General features: G+C 65.9%; 18 protein-coding genes. 9 read left to right on the top strand and 9 right to left on the bottom strand.

Going from position 1 to position 20,878, the window contains the following annotated elements:
* Nucleotides 1–258: 258 nt before the first annotated feature.
* From N5C91_RS25950 to N5C91_RS25925, 6 genes are all read right to left on the bottom strand, one after another.
* Nucleotides 259–630: a DUF971 domain-containing protein gene (locus N5C91_RS25950; RefSeq protein ID WP_236172703.1), complete on the bottom strand. Its 372-nt coding sequence runs from the start codon at nucleotides 628–630 to the stop codon at nucleotides 259–261.
* Between the two features lie 75 nt (nucleotides 631–705).
* A complete protein-coding gene (gene hslU, locus N5C91_RS25945; RefSeq protein ID WP_279832976.1) occupies nucleotides 706–2,046 on the bottom strand; it encodes an ATP-dependent protease ATPase subunit HslU in 1,341 nt (446 codons plus the stop codon).
* Nucleotides 2,047–2,075: 29 nt separating this feature from the next.
* Nucleotides 2,076–2,612, bottom strand: coding sequence for an ATP-dependent protease subunit HslV (gene hslV / locus N5C91_RS25940; protein WP_037013407.1), 537 nt, complete (start codon nucleotides 2,610–2,612; stop codon nucleotides 2,076–2,078).
* A 166-nt stretch (nucleotides 2,613–2,778) separates the two neighbouring features.
* On the bottom strand, nucleotides 2,779–3,591 hold the full coding sequence (locus N5C91_RS25935) for an SPOR domain-containing protein (protein WP_279832973.1): 813 nt from the start codon (nucleotides 3,589–3,591) through the stop codon (nucleotides 2,779–2,781).
* A gap of 6 nt (nucleotides 3,592–3,597) precedes the next feature.
* Nucleotides 3,598–5,337 (bottom strand): arginine--tRNA ligase, encoded by a 1,740-nt coding sequence (argS, locus tag N5C91_RS25930; RefSeq protein ID WP_279832971.1) that lies wholly within the window; start codon nucleotides 5,335–5,337, stop codon nucleotides 3,598–3,600.
* Between the two features lie 205 nt (nucleotides 5,338–5,542).
* Complete coding sequence (locus tag N5C91_RS25925; protein WP_279832969.1) at nucleotides 5,543–7,804, bottom strand: primosomal protein N'; 2,262 nt, start codon at nucleotides 7,802–7,804, stop codon at nucleotides 5,543–5,545.
* Between the two features lie 175 nt (nucleotides 7,805–7,979).
* Here N5C91_RS25925 and rpmE point away from each other — a divergent pair, with 175 nt between their 5' ends.
* The 6 genes from rpmE to N5C91_RS25895 all read left to right on the top strand — a co-directional run bounded on the left by rpmE (nucleotide 7,980) and on the right by N5C91_RS25895 (nucleotide 13,596).
* A complete protein-coding gene (gene rpmE, locus N5C91_RS25920; protein ID WP_024766509.1) occupies nucleotides 7,980–8,195 on the top strand; it encodes a 50S ribosomal protein L31 in 216 nt (71 codons plus the stop codon).
* A gap of 76 nt (nucleotides 8,196–8,271) precedes the next feature.
* Complete coding sequence (locus N5C91_RS25915) at nucleotides 8,272–9,024, top strand: thermonuclease family protein (RefSeq protein ID WP_279832968.1); 753 nt, start codon at nucleotides 8,272–8,274, stop codon at nucleotides 9,022–9,024.
* 2 nt (nucleotides 9,025–9,026) lie between these two features.
* Nucleotides 9,027–10,472: a M48 family metalloprotease gene (locus N5C91_RS25910; RefSeq protein ID WP_279833103.1), complete on the top strand. Its 1,446-nt coding sequence runs from the start codon at nucleotides 9,027–9,029 to the stop codon at nucleotides 10,470–10,472.
* Nucleotides 10,473–10,575: 103 nt separating this feature from the next.
* Nucleotides 10,576–11,844, top strand: coding sequence for a malic enzyme-like NAD(P)-binding protein (locus N5C91_RS25905; protein WP_169934958.1), 1,269 nt, complete (start codon nucleotides 10,576–10,578; stop codon nucleotides 11,842–11,844).
* Nucleotides 11,845–12,024: 180 nt separating this feature from the next.
* Nucleotides 12,025–12,798, top strand: coding sequence for a phosphatase PAP2 family protein (locus tag N5C91_RS25900; RefSeq protein WP_279832965.1), 774 nt, complete (start codon nucleotides 12,025–12,027; stop codon nucleotides 12,796–12,798).
* 63 nt (nucleotides 12,799–12,861) lie between these two features.
* The gene (locus N5C91_RS25895; protein ID WP_279832963.1) at nucleotides 12,862–13,596 is read left to right on the top strand and encodes a transporter substrate-binding domain-containing protein; all 735 of its coding nucleotides are present in this window, start codon (nucleotides 12,862–12,864) and stop codon (nucleotides 13,594–13,596) included.
* A gap of 118 nt (nucleotides 13,597–13,714) precedes the next feature.
* On the opposite strand, the gene yccS is transcribed toward N5C91_RS25895, so the two are convergent.
* The gene (yccS, locus tag N5C91_RS25890) at nucleotides 13,715–15,910 is read right to left on the bottom strand and encodes a YccS family putative transporter (RefSeq protein ID WP_236201314.1); all 2,196 of its coding nucleotides are present in this window, start codon (nucleotides 15,908–15,910) and stop codon (nucleotides 13,715–13,717) included.
* A gap of 210 nt (nucleotides 15,911–16,120) precedes the next feature.
* Nucleotides 16,121–17,497: an ATP-dependent RNA helicase DbpA gene (gene dbpA, locus N5C91_RS25885; RefSeq protein ID WP_236172693.1), complete on the bottom strand. Its 1,377-nt coding sequence runs from the start codon at nucleotides 17,495–17,497 to the stop codon at nucleotides 16,121–16,123.
* Between the two features lie 321 nt (nucleotides 17,498–17,818).
* Between dbpA and N5C91_RS25880 the strand changes: the two genes are divergently transcribed.
* Nucleotides 17,819–18,031, top strand: a complete 213-nt coding sequence (locus tag N5C91_RS25880; RefSeq protein ID WP_015475193.1) for a cold-shock protein — start codon at nucleotides 17,819–17,821, stop codon at nucleotides 18,029–18,031.
* 105 nt (nucleotides 18,032–18,136) lie between these two features.
* Entirely contained in the window at nucleotides 18,137–18,649 is a 513-nt protein-coding gene (locus tag N5C91_RS25875) for a RimK/LysX family protein (RefSeq protein WP_236172692.1), read from the top strand.
* Here the strand turns inward: N5C91_RS25875 and mdtD are convergent, their stop codons facing one another.
* The gene (mdtD, locus tag N5C91_RS25870; protein ID WP_236172691.1) at nucleotides 18,650–20,086 is read right to left on the bottom strand and encodes a multidrug transporter subunit MdtD; all 1,437 of its coding nucleotides are present in this window, start codon (nucleotides 20,084–20,086) and stop codon (nucleotides 18,650–18,652) included. It abuts the gene before it with no gap.
* Nucleotides 20,087–20,373: 287 nt separating this feature from the next.
* Between mdtD and N5C91_RS25865 the strand changes: the two genes are divergently transcribed.
* The coding region (locus N5C91_RS25865; protein ID WP_279832960.1) for a DUF2780 domain-containing protein at nucleotides 20,374–20,878 on the top strand (505 nt) is incomplete at its 3' end.

The following is a 20,878-nucleotide window of genomic DNA, read 5'->3' as shown; positions in this document are numbered from 1 at the left end:
GTTGGTGCGCAGGGAAAGCTGGAAGGGAAGATCGAACGAGTTGTAGGAGCAGAGTTGGGGCTTTTGTAGGAGCGAGCTTGCTCGCGAACGAATTTTCCGGCAGCGCAGGCGTTGGAATGGTTCGCGAGCAAGCTCGCTCCTACAGGAAGCACCTTCAGCATCTGTGGGAGCGGATTTATCCGCGATGGGTTTGGCGTGGCCTGGGGCCGATCGCGGACGGAGTCTGCTCCTACGCAGTCAGGAAGTGTGGTGTCCCGGTTACAGCATCAGCTTGACCACCGACTCCGACGGGTCGCGCGACTTGCCGGCTTTCTCCAGCTGCGCCAGGTAATCCGCCCACATCTCGTCGTGGCGCACGCACAGCTCGTAGAGGTAGTCCCAGGTGAACAGGCCGCTGTCGTGGCCGTCATCGAAGGTCAGCTTGAGCGCGTACTGCCCGGCCGGCTCCAGGTTGTTCAGGCCGACATTCAGCTTGCCGACCTGCAGCACCGGGTTGCCGTGGCCCTGGACTTCCGCCGACGGTGAGTGCACCCGCAGAAACTCGGCAGACAGTTCGTAGGACTGCTCCCCATAGGTCAGCGAAAGCTTTTTCGAGGCCTTGTGCAGCTTGATGGCGGAGGGGATGTGCATGGAGGGCTCCAGGCTAAAGGCTGCAGGCCGCAGGCGGTTGGCATGTAGCCTGCCGCCTGCTGCCGGTAGTCGCTCTTAGAGAATGTAGCGCGACAGGTCTTCGTCCTGGGCCAGTTCGCCCAGGTGACCGTTGACGTAGGCCGCGTCGATCACGATGGCCTTGTCGCTGTGCTCGCTGGCGAGGTCGGCGGCATCGAACGACACCTCTTCGAGCAGGCGCTCGAGCAGGGTGTGCAGGCGACGGGCACCGATGTTCTCGGTCTTCTCGTTGACCTGGAAGGCGATCTCCGCGAGACGCTTGATGCCTTCGGCGGCGAACTCGATGTCCAGGCCTTCGGTCTTCAGCAGCGCGGTGTACTGCTCGGTCAGCGACGCGTGGGGTTCGCTGAGGATGCGCTCGAAGTCGCTCGGGCTCAGGGCCTTGAGTTCGACGCGGATCGGCAGGCGGCCCTGCAGTTCCGGTACCAGGTCGCTGGGCTTGGACAGGTGGAACGCGCCCGAGGCGATGAACAGGATGTGGTCGGTCTTCACCATGCCCAGCTTGGTGTTCACGGTGCAGCCTTCGATCAGCGGCAGCAGGTCACGCTGCACGCCCTCGCGGGACACATCGGCGCCGCCGACGTTGCCGCGCTTGGCAATCTTGTCGATCTCGTCGATGAAGACGATGCCGTTCTGCTCCACCGCTTCCAGGGCGCGGGCCTTGAGGTCTTCTTCGTTGACCAGGCGCTGCGCTTCTTCGTCGCGGATCAGCTTCATGGCCTCGGCGACCTTCAGCTTGCGGCTCTTGCGCTTGCCCTTGCCCATGTTGGAGAACAGGTTCTGCAACTGGTTGGTCATCTCTTCCATGCCGGGCGGGGCCATGATTTCCACGCCCGAGGGGATGTCGGCGACCTCGATGTCGATTTCCTTGTCGTCCAGCTGGCCTTCGCGCAGGCGCTTGCGGAACAGCTGGCGGGTGTTGGAATCCTCGCGCGCCGGCTCGTCGCCGAAGCCGGTGGTGCGTGCCGGCGGCAGCAGCGCGTCGAGGATGCGCTCTTCGGCGGCGTCTTCGGCGCGGTACTTGACCTTCTGCACTTCCTGCTCGCGGAGCATCTTGATCGCGGCATCGGCGAGGTCGCGGATGATCGACTCGACGTCACGGCCGACATAGCCGACTTCGGTGAACTTGGTCGCTTCCACCTTGATGAACGGCGCGTTGGCCAGCTTGGCCAGGCGACGGGCGATCTCGGTCTTGCCGACGCCGGTCGGGCCGATCATCAGGATGTTCTTCGGCGTCACTTCGGCGCGCAACTCGGCCGGCAGCTGCATGCGCCGCCAGCGGTTGCGCAGGGCGATGGCGACGGCGCGCTTGGCATCGTCCTGGCCGATGATGTGGCGGTTGAGTTCGTGGACGATCTCGCGGGGAGTCATGGACATTTGACGGGTTACTCCGGAACGACAACGCCTCAAAGGGCGCTGTCGAGCTCCTCGATGGTCAGGTTCTGGTTGGTGAACACGCAGATGGAGCCGGCGATGTTCAGCGCGGTCTCGGCGATTTCGCGGGCGCTCATCTCGTCGTTGGCCTTCTGCAGCAGCGCCATCGCGGCCGCCTGGGCGAAGCCGCCACCGGAGCCCATGGCGATCAGGCCATGCTCGGGTTCGACGACGTCACCATTGCCGGTGATGATCAGCGAGGCGTCCTTGTTGGCCACGGCGAGCATGGCTTCCAGGCGGCTCAGGGAACGATCGGTACGCCAGTCCTTGGCCAGTTCGACGGCGGCGCGCACCAGGTGGCCCTGGTGTTTTTCCAGCTGCTGCTCGAAGCGTTCGAAGAGGGTGAAGGCATCGGCGGTGGCGCCGGCGAAGCCGGCCAGCACTTCACCGTGGTACAGGCGGCGGACTTTCTTCGCGTTGCCTTTCATCACGGTGTTGCCCAGGGAAACCTGGCCGTCGCCGCCCATGACGACTTTGCCGTTACGGCGGACAGATACGATGGTGGTCAAGGGTCTTACTCCACACTAGCGGGGCGATGTGCCCGAATGCAGAGTCAGATGGGGACGAGGCTGGCGTGATTCAAGGGAGGAAGAGCGGCGGTAGACTTCAGGCGACAGGCTGCAAGCTGAAGGCGGTTTTGGCCTGGAGCTTGTAGCCTGCCGCTTGCAGCCGCTTTTATCTGGTCTGGCGTTGCTGTAACAGCAGGTTGCTGAAGCCGTTGCCGGCCAGTTGCTTCTGCGCGGCGGAGGCCTTGGCGCGGTCGCCGTAGGGGCCGACCATCACCCGGTACCAGGTTTCGTCGCGTACCGTGCCGGACTCCACGCGGGCGTTCTGGCCCATCATGATGATCTGCGCGCGCAGGTGGTCGGCGTCGGTCTGTTTGCGGAACGAGCCCGCCTGCAGGTAGTACTGCGTCGCGGCCACGGCTGGCGGCGGGGTCGGCTTGGCTGGTGCGCTATCGCTGGCCGGAGCCTGCGGCAGGGCCTGCTTCTGCGCGCCAGCGACCTGGGTCGCTGGCGGCGTGGCGGGCGTTGCCGGCTTGACCACTGCGGGCGGTGGCGGAGTCTGGCCGCTCAGGGCGGTCAGGGCGCGCTGGGTGTCGATCTTCTCGGCCTCTTCCTTGGTCGCGACCACGGTCGGCGGCGGAGTCGGCTTGGCCGGCGGCGGCACGGCCTCCGGCGGCACGGCGACTTCCGAGCCCGGCAGCAGGGTGTAGAAGTCGTACTTGGGCTTGACCCCGGTGGGTGCCGCCGGCTGCTGCGGTTGCACGGTGCCGGAGGGCTTGTTGGAGCCGACCACGGTCTTGGGCGCTTCCGGCTTCTCGCGTTTGACGTCGTTGCGACCCGGCTCCAGTTTCATCAGGAACATGATGAAGCCGCCGATGGCCAGGCCGGCGACCAGCCAGACCCAGCCGGGGACCGACGTCTTCTTGGCCGGGGCCTGGTAGCGGCTGGCGCCGCGCTTGGGAGCGGGTTTCTTCTTCGCCATGGGTGCTTACATGCGCTCCAGGGTTTCCAGGCCCAGCAGCTCCAGGCCCTGCTTGAGGGTGCGGCCGGTCAGCGCGGCAAGGCGCAGGCGGCTTTCCTGTTGCGCCGGGTCTTCGGCGGTGAGGATCGGGCAGTGCTCGTAGAAACTGGAGAACAGGCCGGCCAGCTCGTACAGGTAGGCGCAGAGGATGTGCGGCACACCCTTGGTCGCCACGTTGTTGAGCAGGTCGGTGAACTGCGCCAGCTGTGCGGCCAGGGCGATTTCCTGCGGTTGCTGCAGGGCGATCTTGCCGCCCACTTCGTCATAACCCTTGCCCAGCTTGCGGAAGATGCTCGCCACGCGGGTGTACGCATACAGCAGGTACGGCGCGGTGTTGCCTTCGAAGCTCAGCATCAGGTCGAAGTTGAAGCTGTAGTCGCTGGTGCGGTGCTTGGACAGGTCGGCGTATTTCACCGCGCCGATGCCAACGGCGTGGGCGATCTGGCGCAGGTCCTGCTCGCTGAAGTCGGGGTTCTTGGCCTTCACCAGGGTGTAGGCGCGCTCCTCGGCTTCGATCAGCAGGTCGATCAGCTTCACGGTGCCGCCGTCGCGGGTCTTGAATGGCTTGCCGTCGGCGCCGTTCATGGTGCCGAAGCCCATGTGCTCCAGGTCCATGCTGGCCGGGACGAAACCGGCGCGGCGGGCGACTTCGAACACCTGCTGGAAGTGCAGGGCCTGGCGCTGGTCGACGAAGTACAGCACGCGGTCGGCGTGCAGCACCTTGTGGCGGTAGCGCATGGCGGCCAGGTCGGTGGTGGCATAGAGGTAGCCGCCGCCGGCCTTCTGCACGATCACCGGCAGCGGCTCGCCTTCGGCGTTCTTGAACTCGTCGAGGAACACGCACAGGGCGCCGTCGCTCTCGACCAGCAGGCCCTTGGCCGTCAGGTCGGCGACCACTTGGGCGAGGTCGTCGTTATAGGCGCTCTCGCCCTTCACGTCGGCCATGGTCAGCTTGACGTCCAGCAGGTCGTAGACCTTCTGGCAGTGCGACAGGGAAATGTCGTTGAAGCGGGTCCACAGGGCCATGCACTTGGGGTCTTTGGCCTGCAGCTTGACCACCAGTTCACGGGCGCGGTCGGCGAACTCGGGCGACTCGTCGAAGCGCTTCTTGGCGGCGCGGTAGAAGACTTCCAGGTCGTGCAGTTCGGCCTGGGCGTCTACCGGTTGTTCTTCCAGATAGGCCAGCAGCATGCCGAACTGGGTGCCCCAGTCGCCGACGTGGTTCTGGCGGATCACGGTGTCGCCGAGGAACTCCAGCACGCGGCTGACGCCGTCGCCGATGATGGTCGAGCGCAGGTGGCCAACGTGCATTTCCTTCGCCAGGTTCGGCGAGGACAGGTCCACCACCACGCGCTGCGCGGGGCCGGCCTTGCGCACGCCGATGCGTTCGTCGGCCAGGGCCTTGTCGAGGCTGGCGGCGAGCCAGGCCTGGTCCTGGAAGAAGTTCAGGAAGCCGGGACCGGCGATCTCGACCTTGGCCACTTCCGGGCTCTGCGGCAGCGCCTCGACCAGCTTGGTGGCGAGGTCGCGCGGCTTCATCCCGGCGGGTTTGGCCAGCATCATGGCGATGTTGCTGGCGAAGTCACCGTGGGTTCGGTCCTTGGTGTTCTCCACCTGGATGTCGGGCGTCAGGCCGGCGGGCAGGGTGCCATCTTCGGTGAGGCTGACAAGGGCTTGCTGGATCAGGTGGCGAATCGTGTCTTTCATGGTTTTCTCCGTGCTCGCGTGCATCCGGCGCGCGCGACCGGTTATCGGGCTCAGAACCGCGCATTATCCGTGGCCGGGCATGGCTTGCCAACCGCGGAACGCTCCGAGTTCAGTCTCGCCGCTGTGCCATCCGTCGCGGCTGATGGAAGTCAATGTAGGACGGTTCCGGCGCGGCGGACGGGTTCTTGGGAATAAAAGAGGGTCGTCAGAACAGATCGATCGGGTCGACATCCAGCGACCAGCGTACCTGGCGCCCGCCGGGCATGCCCTCGAGCGTTTGCAGCCAGGGCGTGAGAAGACGGTGCAGTGGTGCACGGGCCGTGCTCATCAGCAGCAACTGGGCGCGATAGCGGCCGGCGCGGCGCTCCATGGGCGCGGGTACCGGGCCGAGGAGCTCCACCTCGTGGCCGAGCGCAGCTTGCAGGCGTTCGGCCTCGGCGCAGGCTTCGTCGAGGAAACCCTCCGCCTGTCCAGGCTTGTGCGCCTCGGCGCGCAGCAGCGCCAGGTGGGCGAATGGCGGCAGGCCGGCGGCGCGGCGCTCGGTGAGGGCCTGCTCGGCGAAGGCGAAGTAGCCCTGCTCGGTGAGTTGCACCAGCAGCGGGTGGTCGGCCAGATGAGTCTGGATCAGCACGCGGCCCGGTTCCTCGGCGCGCCCGGCGCGGCCGGCGACCTGGACGATCTGCTGGGCCATGCGCTCGCTGGCGCGGAAGTCGGCGGAGAACAGCCCGCCATCGGCATCGAGGATCGCCACCAGGGTGACCCGCGGGAAGTGGTGTCCCTTGGCGAGCATCTGGGTGCCGACCAGGATGCATGGCTCGCCCTTGTTGATGGTGGCGAACAGGTCGCGCATGGCGTGTTTGCGCGAGGTGCTGTCGCGGTCGATGCGCAGCACCGGGTAGTCCGGGAAGAGGATGCGCAGGCGCTCCTCGGCGCGCTCGGTGCCGGCGCCGACCGGGCGCAGGTCCACCGTGCCGCATTTCGGGCAGTTGCGCGGCGGTCGCTCGCGGTGGTCGCAGTGGTGGCAGCGCAGCTCGCCGCTGCCCTGGTGCACGGTCATCCGCGCATCGCAGCGCGGGCACTGGCTGATCCAGCCGCAGTCGTGGCACAGCAGGGTCGGGGCGAAGCCGCGGCGGTTCAGGTAGACCAGCACCTGCTGGCCGGCGGCCAGGGTTTCCTTGATCGAGCGCTGCAACGGCATGGAGATGCCGGAATCCAGCGGCAGGCTCTTCACGTCCAGACGGTGGAACTTCGGCTGGTGCGCGCCGCCGGCACGCTGGGTCAGGCGCAGCAGGCCGTAGCGGCCGCTCTGGGCGTTGTGCAGGCTTTCCAGCGCCGGCGTGGCGGAGCCCAGCAGGATCGGCAGGTTTTCCAGGCGCGCGCGCACCATGGCGAGGTCGCGGGCGTGGTAGCGCAGGCCTTCCTGCTGTTTATAGGAAGCGTCGTGCTCCTCGTCGATGATGATCAGCCCCGGATTCTTCATCGGGGTGAACAATGCCGAGCGGGTGCCGATGATGATGTCCGCCTCGCCGTCACGGGCCGCCAGCCAGGCGTCGAGGCGCTCGCGGTCGGTCAGGGCCGAGTGCAGCAGGGCGATCCGCGCGTTGAAGCGGCGCTCGAAGCGGCTCAGGGTCTGCGGGCCGAGGTTGATCTCGGGGATCAGCACCAGCGCCTGCTTGCCGGCTTCCAGAGTCTCGCGGATCAGTTGCAGGTAGACCTCGGTCTTGCCGCTGCCGGTGACGCCGGCCAGGAGGAAGCTGTGGAAGCTGCCGAAGCCGGCGCGCACGGCCTCGAAGGCGGCGCGTTGCTCGGCATTGAGCGGCAGCTCTGCCTGCGCCAGCCAGGGGCCGTGGTGCGGCGGCACGCGATGCTCGCGCACTTCCAGGGTGACCAGGCCCTTTTCCTGGAGCAGGTCGAGGCTGTCCTTGTTGATCTGCAACTGGCTGAGCAGGTCGTGGGCAACACCGTGGGGGTGCTGCTTGAGAATCTTCAACGCCTCGCGCTGGCGCGGTGCGCGAGCCAGGCGCGGGTCTTCCTCGCGGGCGCCCGGTTCGGCGTGCCAGAAGCGCTGCTGGCGCGCCTCGGCCGGGTCGCCCTGGCGCAGCAGGTTGGGCAGCGCCCAGGAGAAGGTGTCGCCCAGGCTGTGCTGGTAGTACTGCGATGTCCAGCGGCACAGCTCCAGCAGGTGTGCCGGCATCGGCGGCTCGTGGTCGAGCACGGCCAGGGCCGGGCGCAGCTTGTCCGCCGGCACGTCGGAGGCTTCCACTTTGTCCACCAGCACGCCGACCATTTCGCGGCGGCCGAACGGCACGCGCAGGCGTACGCCCGGTTGCAGGCGCCCTACGTCGACCCCGCGTGGCGGCAGGTAATCGAACAGGCGGCGCAGCGGCGAGGGCAGGGCGAGACGCAGGATGGAGGGTGAGGACACGCGGTGCGATTCCGGGTGGCGAGAAGCATTCGATGGTAGCATGGGCAATGCGACGGTCGGTCATGCCTGATCTTGCGTTGAAAGCGTTCTCTGGTATGATCCACGCCCTTAATTTCCGTGCGGTGCCCGGTAAAAGATCCCGCCCGCGGTCCTCGATGACCGTGGCTCGGCTTCTGCCAGAGACTGGGTGGCGGCACACCACTGAGAGGAAGAGACCATGAAACCGGAAATCCATCCCGCGTACGAAGACATCGAAGCTACCTGCAGCTGTGGCAACGTGATCAAGACCCGTTCCACCCTGTGCAAGGGCATTCACCTGGACGTCTGCTCCGAGTGCCACCCCTTCTACACCGGTAAGCAGAAAGTTCTGGACACCGGCGGCCGTATCGACCGCTTCAACCAGCGCTTCGCCATGTTCGGCGGCAAGAAGTAAGATCGATTTCCGGGAAAGGCCGACGATGGTTTTTCACGGTAACTCGAAAAAGGCGTCCCTCGTGGGCGCCTTTTTTATGGCCGTCCTTTTTTCCCTGGACGCCAGCGCTGCTGCCTGCCCGAAGCCTGCTTCGGTGGAAACGGTGCGCGTGGCGCGGGTAGTGGACGGTGACACGCTCAAGCTGGCCGACGGCCGCAGCGTTCGCCTGATCGGCGTGAATGCCCCCGAGCTGGCCCATCACGGCCGCTCCGAGGAGCCCTTTGCCGTCGCCGCCCAGCGCCGCCTGCAGGAGCTGGTGGCGGCCAATGACGGCGAAGTCGGCCTGGTTGTCGGTCGGCAAGGCAAGGACAAGTACGGCCGCACACTGGCCCACACCTATGACGCCGGCGGTAACAACCTTGAATCCCGGTTGCTCGCCGAAGGTCTGGGCTACCTTGTAGCTATCGCACCCAACACCGAGCTCACTGCCTGTCAGCGGGCCGCCGAGCGCGTGGCGCGCAGCGCCAAGCTGGGGTTGTGGAAAAAGTCCCCGGTGCAGACGGCGCAGCAACTTCAGGACAGCGGCTTTGCGGTGGTGCGCGGTCGGGTGGAGCAGGTTCAACGCAACCGCGGCGGCTTGTGGATCGATCTCGACGGCCCGCTGGTACTGCGTATCCAGCCGCGCCTCGTGAAGCAGTTCGACGATGCAACCCTGCGTGAGCTGAAGGGTCGACAAATAGAAGCGCGCGGCTGGGTCATCGACCGTGCCGCGCACGGTGGCGTGAAACCCGGGCAGGCGCGCTGGATGCTGCCTGTGACCGATCCGGCGATGATGGAGGTATTGCCATGAGCTTGCGCTCGTTCGGAATTCTGGCCCTGCTGGCGCTGATGGGCGTCCTCGGCGGTTGCGCCACCAACCCGGCTACCGGCAAGTCTGACTTCGTCATGATGAGCGAGCAGAGCGAGCTGGAGATGGGCCAGAAGTACAGCCAGGAAATCGCCAAGCAATACCCGCGCTATGAGGACGCGAAGCTGCAGGCCTACGTCCAGCAGGTCGGCGAACGGGTCGCCCGCGCCGGCGACCGGCCGCAGCTGCAGTATCACTTCACGGTCATCGACACCCCTGACATCAACGCCTTCGCCCTGCCCGGCGGCTACATCTATATCCACCGCGGGCTGATGGCGTACCTGGGCTCGGAGGCGGAACTGGCGGCGGTGCTCGGCCATGAGGTCGGCCACGTTACCGCGCGGCATAGCGTCAAGCAGCAAAGCCAGTCCAGCGCCTGGAACATCCTTGGCCAGGCGGTGGCCATTGGCACCGGCGTTGGCGCCGCCGCCGACCTCACCAACGTGCTCGGCACCGCCTTCGTGCGCGGCTATGGCCGCGACATGGAGCTGGAGGCCGACGGCCTGGGCGCCAAGTACCTGGCTCGCGCCGGCTACGATCCCACCGCGATGATCCAGGTGGTGCGGGTGCTGAAGAACCAGGAAGACTTCGCCCGTGACGAGGCCGCGCGCAAGGGGCAGGCAGCCCAGCCGGTGGGCTACCACGGGCTGTTCGACACCCATCCGGACAACGACCAGCGCCTGAAGCAGGTGATCGGGCCGGCCCAGGCCCTGGCTGCCAGCGGCCAGCGCGAAGTCGATGCCGAGCGCTACCTGAAGGCCATCGACGGTATGCCCTTCGGCGACTCCGCCTCCAGTGGCGTGCGCCGCGGGCAGAGCTTCTACCATTCGGAGCTGGACTTCACCCTGACCTACCCCGCGGGTTGGGGCATTCTCAACCAGCCGACCGCCCTGGTCGGCTTCACCGCCGACCAGCAGGCCTACATCGGCATGAAGCTGGTACAGCGCGAGGGCCAGCTGACCCCGGCGGAATACCTGCGCAAGGGTACTGGTGGGCGGCTATCGAACGAAGAAAGCTTCCAGCAGGCTGGCCTGGATGTCGCCACCGGCGTGGTGCCGGGTTCGCCGGCACGGCGCGTGGCGGTGGTCTACCAGAAGGACCGCGCCTACCTCTTCGTTGGTGCGGTCAAAGGCCGCGCCTCCCTGGAGAGCGTCGACGACGAATTCATGCAGGTCATCCGCAGCTTCAGGCCAATGCGTGCAGACGAACAGAAATACGCACAACCGCGCCGGATCGCCGTTGTTCAGGTCAAATCCGGGCAGACTGTCGAGCAGTTCGCGAAGGCTGAATCCGGTCCGGAATCTGACTCGATAAATCGTATACGTTTATTGAATGACTTGTATCCAACTGGTCAGCCAAAACCGGGCGATTGGCTGAAAGTCGTACGCTAGAGGTCTTGACAGCAGGGGCTTGGGCTACCTTGGCAGGTGCGGGGTTTGTGCGTATGCTCGGGCCCCCGTCTGTCCAACAAGCAACAAAAGCGGAAGTGCCCAAATGTCTGATCTCAAGACCGCTGCCCTCGAATATCACGCCCAACCCCGCCCCGGTAAACTGAGCGTCGAGCTGACCAAGCCGACCGTCACCGCCCGCGACCTGTCGCTGGCGTACAGCCCGGGTGTCGCCGAGCCGGTGCGCGAAATCGCGCGTGATCCGGAACTGGCCTTCAAGTACACCGGCAAGGGCAACCTGGTCGCGGTCATTTCCGACGGCACCGCCATCCTCGGCCTGGGCAACCTCGGCCCGCTGGCCTCCAAGCCGGTGATGGAAGGCAAGGGCGTTCTGTTCAAGCGCTTCGCCGGGGTCGACGTGTTCGACATCGAAGTCGATGCCGAGAGCCCGCAGGCGTTCATCGATACCGTCAAGCGCATCTCCATCACCTTCGGCGGCATCAACCTGGAAGACATCAAGGCACCCGAGTGCTTCGAGATCGAGCGCGCCCTGATCGAACAGTGCGACATCCCGGTGTTCCACGATGACCAGCACGGCACCGCCATCGTGACCGCCGCCGGCATGCTCAACGCCCTGGAAATCGCCGGCAAGAAGCTCGAGACCGCGAAGATCGTCTGCCTCGGCGCTGGCGCTGCCGCCATCTCCTGCATGAAGCTGCTGGTGAGCATGGGCGCCAAGGTCGAGAACATCTACATGATCGACCGCCAGGGCGTGATCCATGCCGGCCGTAACGATCTGAACCAGTACAAGGCGGTGTTCGCCACCGAGACCGACAAACGCACCCTGTCCGACGCCCTGGAAGGCGCCGACGTGTTCGTTGGCCTGTCTGGTGCCAACCTGCTCAGCGCTGAAGACCTCCAGCGCATGGCGCCGAACCCGATCGTCTTCGCCTGCTCGAACCCGGACCCGGAAATCAAGCCGGAACTGGCCCACGCCACCCGCAACGACGTGATCATGGCCACCGGCCGTTCGGACTACCCGAACCAGGTCAACAACGTGCTTGGCTTCCCCTTCATCTTCCGCGGTGCCCTGGACGTGCGCGCCACCCGCATCAACGAAGAAATGAAGATCGCCGCCGCCCTGGCCCTGCGTGACCTGGCCAAGCTGCCGGTACCCAAGGACGTGTGCGACGCCTACGGTGTGACCGCCCTGGAATTCGGCCGCGAGTACATCATTCCGAAGCCGATGGACAAGCGCCTGATCACCGTCGTTTCCGATGCCGTGGCCAAGGCCGCCATCGAGACCGGCGTGGCGACCCTGCCGTATCCGAAGCACTACCCGCTGCAGTCGGTGGAAGACGTCTTCAAAGGCTGATTCCGTCTGACTCGGAAAACCCCGCCTCGGCGGGGTTTTTCTTTTTCAGCTGAGTGAAACGAAGAGTTACCCATTAATGACTGAAGGCAGGGGCCTTCAGAATCGTCCCGACTATCCTTCCCTGCTCATGCATTGACGCGTCCGCTGCTCTGGAGCGGGCCGGGCGCATGGGGGAGCATCATGAATCGGACTTGTCTGGCAGTCGCCACCCTGGCGGCCAGCGCCGCGCTCATCGGTTGCGCAGGGGCGCCGCAAATGAGCTGGGATCGGGTGGGAGACTCGGCGCAGCGCGCCGTCACCAGCGCCGACGTCTGGGCACCGGTGGCCGGCGCGGCGGTGATTGCGGCGGGCAACTGGGACCACAAGTGGCAGAAGTCGGCGAGCAACCACGGCTGGTTGTTCGGCGGCGACGCCAACCAGGCTGCCGACCGCATGCTCAACCTCGCCACCGGCCTGAGCGTCGTCACCGCCTTGGTGGCCTCGCCCAAGGACGTGAGCACCGAGGAGAAATGGAGCTGGCGCGGGCGCAACCTGAGCTTGCTGGCGGCGGACCGCTATGCGGTGACCGGTTTCGTCGAGGAGGCCAAGGAGTGGTCCGGACGCGAGCGGCCGGACGGAATCCCGGATGACTCCTTCCCCTCCAAGCACACTGCGGTGACGGCCGTGCACACCAGTTTTACCCGGCGCAACCTGGACTACATCGACATGGACCCCGCCTGGCGCTACACCGCCAGGGCCGGGCTCTACACCCTCGACGGGCTGACCGCGCTGTCGCGCGTGGAAGGTGACAAGCACTATCCCACCGACGTGCTGGTGGGGATGGCGGTGGGCAACTTCTTCGCCAACTTCACCTACAACCTGTTCCTCGAGGGGCCGGAGAGCGAGCGCTACAACGTGGCGGTGGTGCCGGAAACCGGCGGCGGCATGAGCTTGCGTGCGGCGATGCTGTTCTGAAGATTGGCGCGACGCCGGGGGCAGCGACTAGTCTTGCCCAAGCCCCTCCCCGGACGTTTCCCAATGCTGCTGCGCCTGCTGCTGATCCTCTTGTTCCTGTGCGTCTCCAGCGCGGCGCGGGCCGGGGAAACGCTGCGTATCGCCGCGGATCGCTGGCCGCCCTACGCGGACCGGCAGTTGCCCGGCAATGGCGTGGCGGTGCACCTGGTGCAGGCCGCGCTCAAGCGCGCCGGCTATGCCAGCGAATACATCGAGGTGCCCTGGCCGCGCGTGCTGCACGGTGTGGCGAACGGCGAGTACGACCTGGTGGCGGATGCCTGGTATACGCCGGAGCGGGAGTCCTTCGGTGTGTATTCCGAGTCCTATCTGTTCAACCGCGTGCGCCTGATCAAGCGCCAGGGCTCGCCCATTACCTTCGGCAAGCTGGCCGATCTCTATCCGTATCGCATTGCCATTGTGCGCGGCTATGCCTATTCCGCAGCGTTCGACAGCGACTCGAATTTGCAGCGGGTCGCGGTATTCAGCTTCGTCAATGCGGCGCTGATGCTGCAGGCCGGGCGCGTGGACCTGACACTGGAAGACGAGATCACCGCGCGGGTGCATTTCAACGGCGACCTCGCCGAACTCAAGGGGCAGCTGGAGTTCCTCCCGGTGCCGCTGGCCGAGAACGGCCTGCACATCCTCGTCGGCCGGCATAACCCGCACCATGCCGAGATAGTTGCGGCCTTCAACAAGGCGATCCGCGAGATGCGTGCGGATGGCAGCTACGACCAGCTGATGCGCGAGCACGGTCTCTGACGGGGCCTTGCCTCTGGGTAGGAGCGAGCCTGCTCGCGAACCCCGTTTCGCGCCAGGCCATCTGGTGCCATGTGTTCGCGAGCAAGAACTGGGCGTCCCCCGCGCTCCTGCAAAAGCGTCAGGCGGTTTCGGCCTGTTCCGCGCCGATGTCCTTCTTCAGCAGGTGCGCCGCCAGGGTGCGTAGCGGCGTGAGCTGCCGGCAAATGAGTGCCAGCTGGGTCTGCACCAGGCGGTGGGCGTCGTCCTGTTCCTCGGGCAGTTCTTCCAGGCGCTTGGCCAGCGCGTCTTCCTCGTCGCTGTAGATAGCCACCGGGCGCCGCTCGTTGAGGCGCGCGGCGATATCGTCGAGGCTGGCGGTGAGGCGCTCGGCGGCTTCGGCGATGAGGTCGTCGTTGACGTCCGGTGGCAGCTGGTTGCGGTGCGCGCCGAGGGCGGAGAGGTAGCTGAGCAGGGTGTGGGAGAGCACCAGGAAACGGAAGCCGATTTCCGCGTCTTTGCGGAAGTGGCCGGGCTCCAGGAGCATGTTCGACAGCGTGGTGGAGAGTGTCGCGTCGGCGTTGTGCGCGTTGCGCCGCGCCGTGCGATAGGCGAGGTCGTCGCGCTTGCCGTTGGCGTACTGCTGCATGATTTCCCGCAGATAGCGGCTGTTGCACGCCAGGGTGCCGCCGACCAGCCGATGCAGGCTGCGCCCGTGCCAGTCGGGTAGCACCAGGAATACCGCGATGCCGGCGATCAGCGCACCCAGCAGGGTGTCGAACAGGCGCGGCAGGATCAGCCCGTAGCCGTCGCCCACCTGGTTGAAGCAGAACAGCACCAGCAGGGTGATCGCCGCCGTGGCCAGGGTATAGCGTGTGCTCCGCGTGGCGAAGAAGGCGACCCCGGCGACCACCGCCAGCAGCGACTGGAGCAGCGGGTTGGGGAACAGGTCGATCAGTGCCCAGCCGGCCACCAGGCCGACCAGTGTGCCGAGTATCCGCTGCACCAGGCGGATGCGCGTCGCCCCGTAGTTCGGCTGGCAGACGAACACCGTGGTGAGCATGATCCAGTAGCCCTGGGTCGGGTGGATCAGGTGCAGCACGCCATAGCCGGCGGCCAGCGCCAGCGACAGGCGCAGGGCGTGGCGGAACAGCAGCGAGGTCGGTGACACCTGCAGGCGGATGCGCTCCAGTGCATCCTTGAGCGAGCGCGGGGAACGGTCGAGCAGGGTGCTGTCCTGCTCATCGTCGAGCGCGTCGGGGTTGCTTGCACCGCTGAGCTTGCGGTCCAGGGTGGTGAGGTTGGCGGCCAGCGCGCCGAGGGAGCGCAGCAGCCCGCGCCAGGCTGGATTACCCTGCTGGCGCAGGTATTCCAGCGAGGCGTTGAGGTCGGCCAGGGCCAGTTCGCTGTCGTTGTAGTCGAACGGCTGGCGCAGCTGGATCGCCTTCGCCAGCGCCTTGCACGCCTTGCCCTGCTGGTTGAGCAGGCGCTGGCAGCGGAACAGCACATCGCTGTGGAAGAACGCCTCGGCCAATTGGTTGTACGGGTAATGCGACGAGCTGGCGCGCTCGTGGACGTCCTGGGCGATGAAGTAGAGCTTCAGGTAGCGGCTGATCTTCGGGCTCGGCCTGCCGTGGGAGAGGCGCGCCAGGATGGTTTCCTTGGCCTGGTTCAATGCCACCACCACGCGCCCGTTCTGCCGCGCCAGGGCCAGGCGCTGGGCCTCGACATCGAGGTGCCGCAGCGGCTCCAGCAGGGTCGACTTGATCTTCAGGTACTCGCCCAGTTCGAGGAACAGCTTCGCCAGGCTCTGTTGCACCGGCTGGTTGGCGAACAGGGCGTTCCAGAGTACCGAGAGCAACCCGTACCAGCCGGCGCCGGCCACCAGCAGCAGCGGCTCGCGCCAGAAGTCGGTGGGCGTGCCGCCGCGCTGGTCGACGCCGATCATGGTGTAGATCGACAGGATCAGTGTCGCCGAGGCGATGGCCGCGTAGCGCTCGCCCAGGGCGCCGAGCAGGGTCATGGCGAAGGTCGACAGGGCCAGCCCGGCGACGAACAGCAGCGGGTAGGGGAACAGCAGCTCCACCGCCAGTGCGGCGATGCTGAAGCAGGCCAGCGTCACCAGCAGCGCCTGCAGGCGTCCCAGCCAGTGGTCGTCGGTTTCCGCCAGGGCGCTGGCGATGACCCCGAGGAACAGCGGGATCACCAGCTCCGGCCGGCCCTGCAGCCAGCACGCGAGCATGACCCCGCTGAGGGCGACGAACACCCGCAGGCTGTAGGCGAACTTGTCCAGCGCCCAGAGGCGCCGCAGAGACTGGAGCAGTGGGGAGGAGAACATGCGCGTGCGGGACTTCCGAATGTCTGCCCCTCAGACTAGCGGAACGACTGTCGTGCGGCTATCGCGAGCGTAGACATGCTGCCGCGTTTGCTCACCATCCCTGGCGGACGGCTCTTTGTAGGAGCGAGCTTGCTCGCGAACGCTGTTTGCCGGCTACATCGTTGCCATGCAATTGCGCGAGCAAGCTCGCTCCTACATAAACAGGCATCGCTAGAGGATGCGTGCCTTGAACGAGCGGCCCTTGATCTTGCCTTCGTTGAAGTGCTTCAGCGCCTGCTTGGCGACATCGCGCTCCACGGCGACGAAGGCCTGGAAATCGAAGATGGCGATCTTGCCCACCTGCGTACCTTTCAGGCCGGCATCGCCGGTGAGGCCGCCGAGGATATCGCCGGGGCGCAGCTTGTCCTTGCGTCCACCGGCGATCGCCAGAGTGGTCATCGGCGGCAGCAGCGGGGCGTCGTTGGCCTTGAGGAAATCGATGCGCTCCCAGTTCAGCGGCGCGCCCTGCAAATCCTCGATCGCCTGGGCACGGCTGGCCTCGGCGGGGGTGACCAGGGACAGTGCCAGGCCCTTCTCGCCGGCACGGCCGCTGCGGCCGATACGGTGCACGTGGACCTGCGCGTCACGCGACAGCTCGACGTTGATCACCGCTTCCAGCGCAGCGATGTCCAGCCCGCGCGCGGCCACGTCGGTGGCTACCAGCACGCTGCAGCTGCGGTTGGCGAACATGGTCAGCACCTGATCGCGCTCGCGCTGCTCCAGATCGCCGTGCAGGGCCAGGGCGGAAATCTTCCGGGCATTGAGCTGCTCCACCACTTCCATGCATTGCTGGCGGGTATGGCAGAAGGCGACGCAGGATTGCGGGCGGAAATGCTGCAGCAGGCGGACGACGGCATCCAGGCGCTGCTTGGCATCGATCTCGTAGAAATGCTGTTCGATCTGGCTGTCGTCGTGCAGCGCTTCCACTTCCACGCGCTCGGGATTCTTCAGAAACTTCGCCGCCAGTTGGCCGATGCCATCGGGGTAGGTGGCGGAGAACAGCAGCGTCTGCCGGCGCGCCGGAGCCTGGCCGATGATGTCGGCGATGCTGTCGTAGAAACCCATGTCGAGCATCCGGTCGGCTTCGTCGAGCACCAGGGTATTCAGGCCGTCGAGCTTCAGGGTGCCGCGGCGCAGGTGCTCCTGGATCCGTCCCGGCGTCCCGACCACGACGTGGGCGCCGTGCTCCAGCGAGCCGATCTGCGGGCCGAAAGGTGTGCCGCCGCAGAGGGTCAGCACCTTGATGTTGTCGGCAGCGCGGGCGAGACGGCGGATCTCCTTGGCGACCTGGTCGGCGAGCTCGCGGGTCGGGCACAGCACCAGCGCCTGGCAGCCGAAGTAGCGCGGATTCAGCGGGCTGAGCAGACCGATGCCGAAGGCGGCAGTCTTGCCGCTACCGGTCTTGGCCTGGGCGATCAGATCGCGGCCCTTGAGGATCGCCGGCAAGGCGGCGGCCTGGATCGGCGTCATCTCGCGGTAACCGAGAGAATCGAGGTTGGCCAGCAGGTCGGCCGACAGCGCGAGGCTGGAAAATGCAGAGGTGGTCACGAAGGGAGCCCGGGTGAATCCATATGGCCGCGCAGTGTAGCAGGAGAGTACCCTCAGCAGGGCTGAGAAGCCGATATGGCAAGGGTTTGAGGCCACTCGTCCGAATTTGCCAAAGTGCCGATATACGGTTTTTTCAAGAGATTCGCTTTCCGCGAATTTTTGTCGTAGAGTTTCCGCACTGTGTTTGCATGGGTCGCCGTCGATCGTGACCTGATGCGGTCGGTTATTCCACCCCGTCCTGCTCGACTCCTTGTAACTCCTTGCAACTCAGTTCCTGGCCATTCGTGGCTAATTTCAAAAATACGTTCCAAGGAGAACACCATGTCGAATCGTCAGAACGGCACCGTCAAGTGGTTCAACGAGACCAAAGGCTACGGCTTCATTACCCCGGAAAGCGGCCCGGACGTGTTCGTACACTTCCGCGCTATCGAAGGTAACGGCTTCAAGACTCTGGCCGAAGGCCAGAAGGTCAGCTTCGAAGTCGTGCAGGGCCAGAAAGGCATGCAGGCCGAGCGCGTACAGGTGATCAACTAAGATCCCCTGGCGTCAGCCGAAAGACCCCGGATGGAAACATCCGGGGTTTTTTATTGCCTATGTTCTTTACCTATCGCACCGTCATCGATTTCCGGAGTTGCCCCCATGCCATCGCCTGCCTTCCGCCTGCTGCTCGCCGGTCTGCTCGTTTCGGGCAGCGCCCTGGCCGCCGACGCGCCCGCGCAGCCCACGACCTGGGGCTGGGTGGAGACGCTCACGCTGATGCCCGAGCAGGCACCGCTCAAGGTGAAACTGGATACCGGCGCGCAGACTTCGGTGATGGATGCGCGCAACATCGCCCGGATCAGGAAGAACGGCGAGCGCTGGGTGCAATACGACGTGATGATCAGTGACCCGGCGACCGGCAAGGAAGAACGCCTGCCCTTCGAGCGGCGGGTCGAGCGCGTGCTCAAGTTCAAGACCGCCAGTGGCGTCGAGCGCGCCCCGGTAGTGCTGATGGACGTGTGCCTGGGCGGCAAGGTCTATCGCGAGCAGTTCACCCTGCGTGACCGTCAGACCCTGGACTATCCGGTCCTGCTCGGCCGCCGCACCCTCGAGCACCTGGGCGCGGTGGACGCCTCGAAGACGCAGACCGCAGCGCCTACCTGCAAGCCCTGATCAGTGCTCGCTGACGTCGGTCTCCGGATCGACGCGGCGCGGCGTGGTGCGGCCGTCTTCGGCATTCAGTTGGAAGAAGATCGCCGCCGCCAGCATCGACAGGATGCCGACGCTGAAGTAGGTCGCGTGGAAGGCTGCGAGCACGTCGCCCTGCACGCTTTCCTGGTCCCCCGTGAAGCCGCCCAGCAGTGCCGCTGCACAGGCGATGCCCATGCCGATCGACAATTGCATGACCACCGAGAGCAGGCTGTTGCCAGCGCTGGCGTTGTCGTCACGCAGGTCGATGAGGCTGAGGGTGTTCATCGCGGTGAACTGCAGCGAGTTGATCCCGCCCAATATCGCCAGTTGCACCAGCAGCAGTGCATAGGGGGTGTCCTGGTCCACCAGGCCGAGACTGGCGATCATCGCTCCCAGCAGCAGCGTGTTGCTGACCAGCAGCTTGCGATATCCGAACAGGTCCAGCAGTGGCCGTGCCAGCGATTTGATGACCATTGCCGCCAGGGCCATGGGGATCATCGTCATGCCCGCTTTGGACGGCGAGAAGCCCAGGCCCACCTGCAACAGCAGCGGCGTGAGGAAGGGCAGGGAGCCGCTGCCCAGGCGGGCGAACAGGTTGCCCAGCAGGCCCACGGCGAAGGTCCGCGTGGTGAACAGTGATGGCGGGAACAGTGGCGACTCGATGCGCAACGCCCGCAGCCAGTAGGCGGCCAGCAGCACCATGCCGCCAATCAGCAGCAGCACCACGCGTACGTGCGGCATGTGCAATTCGCCCAGGCCTTCCAGGGCGATGGTGATCAGCACCATGGAACCACCGAACAGCAGGAAGCCGATCGTATCGAAGCGCGTTGCACGTATGCCGCGCAGATCCGGCATCAGGCGCAGGGCGACGATGAAGCCTATCAGTCCCACCGGCAGGTTGATCAGGAAGATCCAGTGCCAGCTGGCGTACTCCACCAGCCAGCCGCCCATGGTCGGCCCCGCCAGCGGGCCGAGCAGGCCGGGGATGGTGACGAAGCTGAGGATGCGCACCAGGTCGCTGCGCGGGTAGACGCGCAGGATCACCAGGCGCCCCACCGGCATCATCAGCGCGCCGCCGATGCCCTGCACCACGCGGGCGCCAACCAGGGTGCCAAGGCTGGGCGAGAGCGCGCAGAGCAGTGAGCCGAAGCTGAACAGGAAGATGGCGAAGAGGAACACCCGGCGCGTGCCGAAGCGGTCGGAAATCCAGCCGGAGGAGGGGATCAGCAGCGCCACGGTGAGCAGGTAGGCGATCACCACGCCCTGCATGCGCAGGGGGTCTTCTTCCAGCGAGCGGGCCATGCTGGGCAGTGCGGTGTTGAGGATGGTGCCGTCCAGGGCCTGCATGAAAAAGGCAATGGCCACCAGCCAGGGCAGCAGGCGGGCCACGCGGGGCGTGAGGATGAAGGGTTCGCTCATGGTCGGTCCGTCGGGCGGGTATGGCTCTAGCTTAGGGAAACTTTGCCGATCGCGGGGGAAATCGCCGCGCCGGCGGTGAGTCGGGTCTGTCTTGCAGCTCGGCAGGGTGATGCCACGAATGGCCTGGCGCTGCGCAGTGGCGAGCGAGTTCCCCGGCGCGCCCCGCTGAAGACGGTCTTTGACGGCGCTGTGACCGCGCCGCGCTTTTGCTCCGCCACGCCAGCCATGGTGGAACATTGGCCCTGGCTTCCGGTCGAATCTGGCGTTCGGTATCCCAGGAGACAGCGATGTCCGTCAAACCCCGTGTCACCCTCGCACTGGCCGCCCTGCTGGCGGCTTCTTCCGCGTTTGCCTTCAACCTGGGCGATGCCGCCAAGGCGGTGTCCGGGGCGACCGGCGCCGATACCTCGCGCGTGGCCTCGACGCCGCAGACCAGTGGCCTGCTCGATGCCCTTACCGGTCAGCTCGGCGTCAGCGACGAGCAGGCGCTCGGCGGCACGGGCGCTTTGCTCGGCCTGGCGAAGAACAAGCTCAGCACGGCGGACTATTCGCAGTTGGCGAAGTCCGTCCCCGGCCTCGACAAGCTCACCGGCAGCAATGCACTCGGCGGCCTGGGCGGCCAACTGGGCAACCTGGGCGGTGGTGCGTCCAGCGGCCTGCTGGGCAACGTCAGCAACATGGGCGACGTGAGCAAGGCCTTCGGCGCGCTGGGCATGGACCAGGACATGACCGGCAAATTCTCCAGCGTGCTGCTGGATTACCTCGGCAAGCAGGGCGCCAACAGCAACCTGC

The organism is Pseudomonas sp. GD03903, from assembly GCF_029840045.1.
GTDB classification, from domain to species: Bacteria; Pseudomonadota; Gammaproteobacteria; order Pseudomonadales; family Pseudomonadaceae; genus Pseudomonas; species Pseudomonas pseudonitroreducens.
Note: the sequence above shows the minus strand (reverse complement) of the source record. Positions and strands in the feature narration are given on the sequence as shown.

Excerpts from the sequence above, each read along its gene's own strand:
- hslU (WP_279832976.1), bottom strand. The coding sequence starts at position 2,046 with ATGTCCATGACTCCCCGCGAGATCGTCCACGAACTCAACCGCCACATC.
- N5C91_RS25900 (WP_279832965.1), top strand. The coding sequence starts at position 12,025 with ATGAATCGGACTTGTCTGGCAGTCGCCACCCTGGCGGCCAGCGCCGCG.
- rpmE (WP_024766509.1), top strand. The coding sequence starts at position 7,980 with ATGAAACCGGAAATCCATCCCGCGTACGAAGACATCGAAGCTACCTGC.
- yccS (WP_236201314.1), bottom strand. The coding sequence starts at position 15,910 with ATGTTCTCCTCCCCACTGCTCCAGTCTCTGCGGCGCCTCTGGGCGCTG.
- N5C91_RS25895 (WP_279832963.1), top strand. The coding sequence starts at position 12,862 with ATGCTGCTGCGCCTGCTGCTGATCCTCTTGTTCCTGTGCGTCTCCAGC.
- mdtD (WP_236172691.1), bottom strand. The coding sequence starts at position 20,086 with ATGAGCGAACCCTTCATCCTCACGCCCCGCGTGGCCCGCCTGCTGCCC.
- N5C91_RS25905 (WP_169934958.1), top strand. The coding sequence starts at position 10,576 with ATGTCTGATCTCAAGACCGCTGCCCTCGAATATCACGCCCAACCCCGC.
- N5C91_RS25875 (WP_236172692.1), top strand. The coding sequence starts at position 18,137 with ATGCCATCGCCTGCCTTCCGCCTGCTGCTCGCCGGTCTGCTCGTTTCG.
- N5C91_RS25915 (WP_279832968.1), top strand. The coding sequence starts at position 8,272 with ATGGCCGTCCTTTTTTCCCTGGACGCCAGCGCTGCTGCCTGCCCGAAG.
- argS (WP_279832971.1), bottom strand. The coding sequence starts at position 5,337 with ATGAAAGACACGATTCGCCACCTGATCCAGCAAGCCCTTGTCAGCCTC.
- N5C91_RS25950 (WP_236172703.1), bottom strand. The coding sequence starts at position 630 with ATGCACATCCCCTCCGCCATCAAGCTGCACAAGGCCTCGAAAAAGCTT.
- N5C91_RS25935 (WP_279832973.1), bottom strand. The coding sequence starts at position 3,591 with ATGGCGAAGAAGAAACCCGCTCCCAAGCGCGGCGCCAGCCGCTACCAG.
- N5C91_RS25880 (WP_015475193.1), top strand. The coding sequence starts at position 17,819 with ATGTCGAATCGTCAGAACGGCACCGTCAAGTGGTTCAACGAGACCAAA.
- N5C91_RS25925 (WP_279832969.1), bottom strand. The coding sequence starts at position 7,804 with ATGCTACCATCGAATGCTTCTCGCCACCCGGAATCGCACCGCGTGTCC.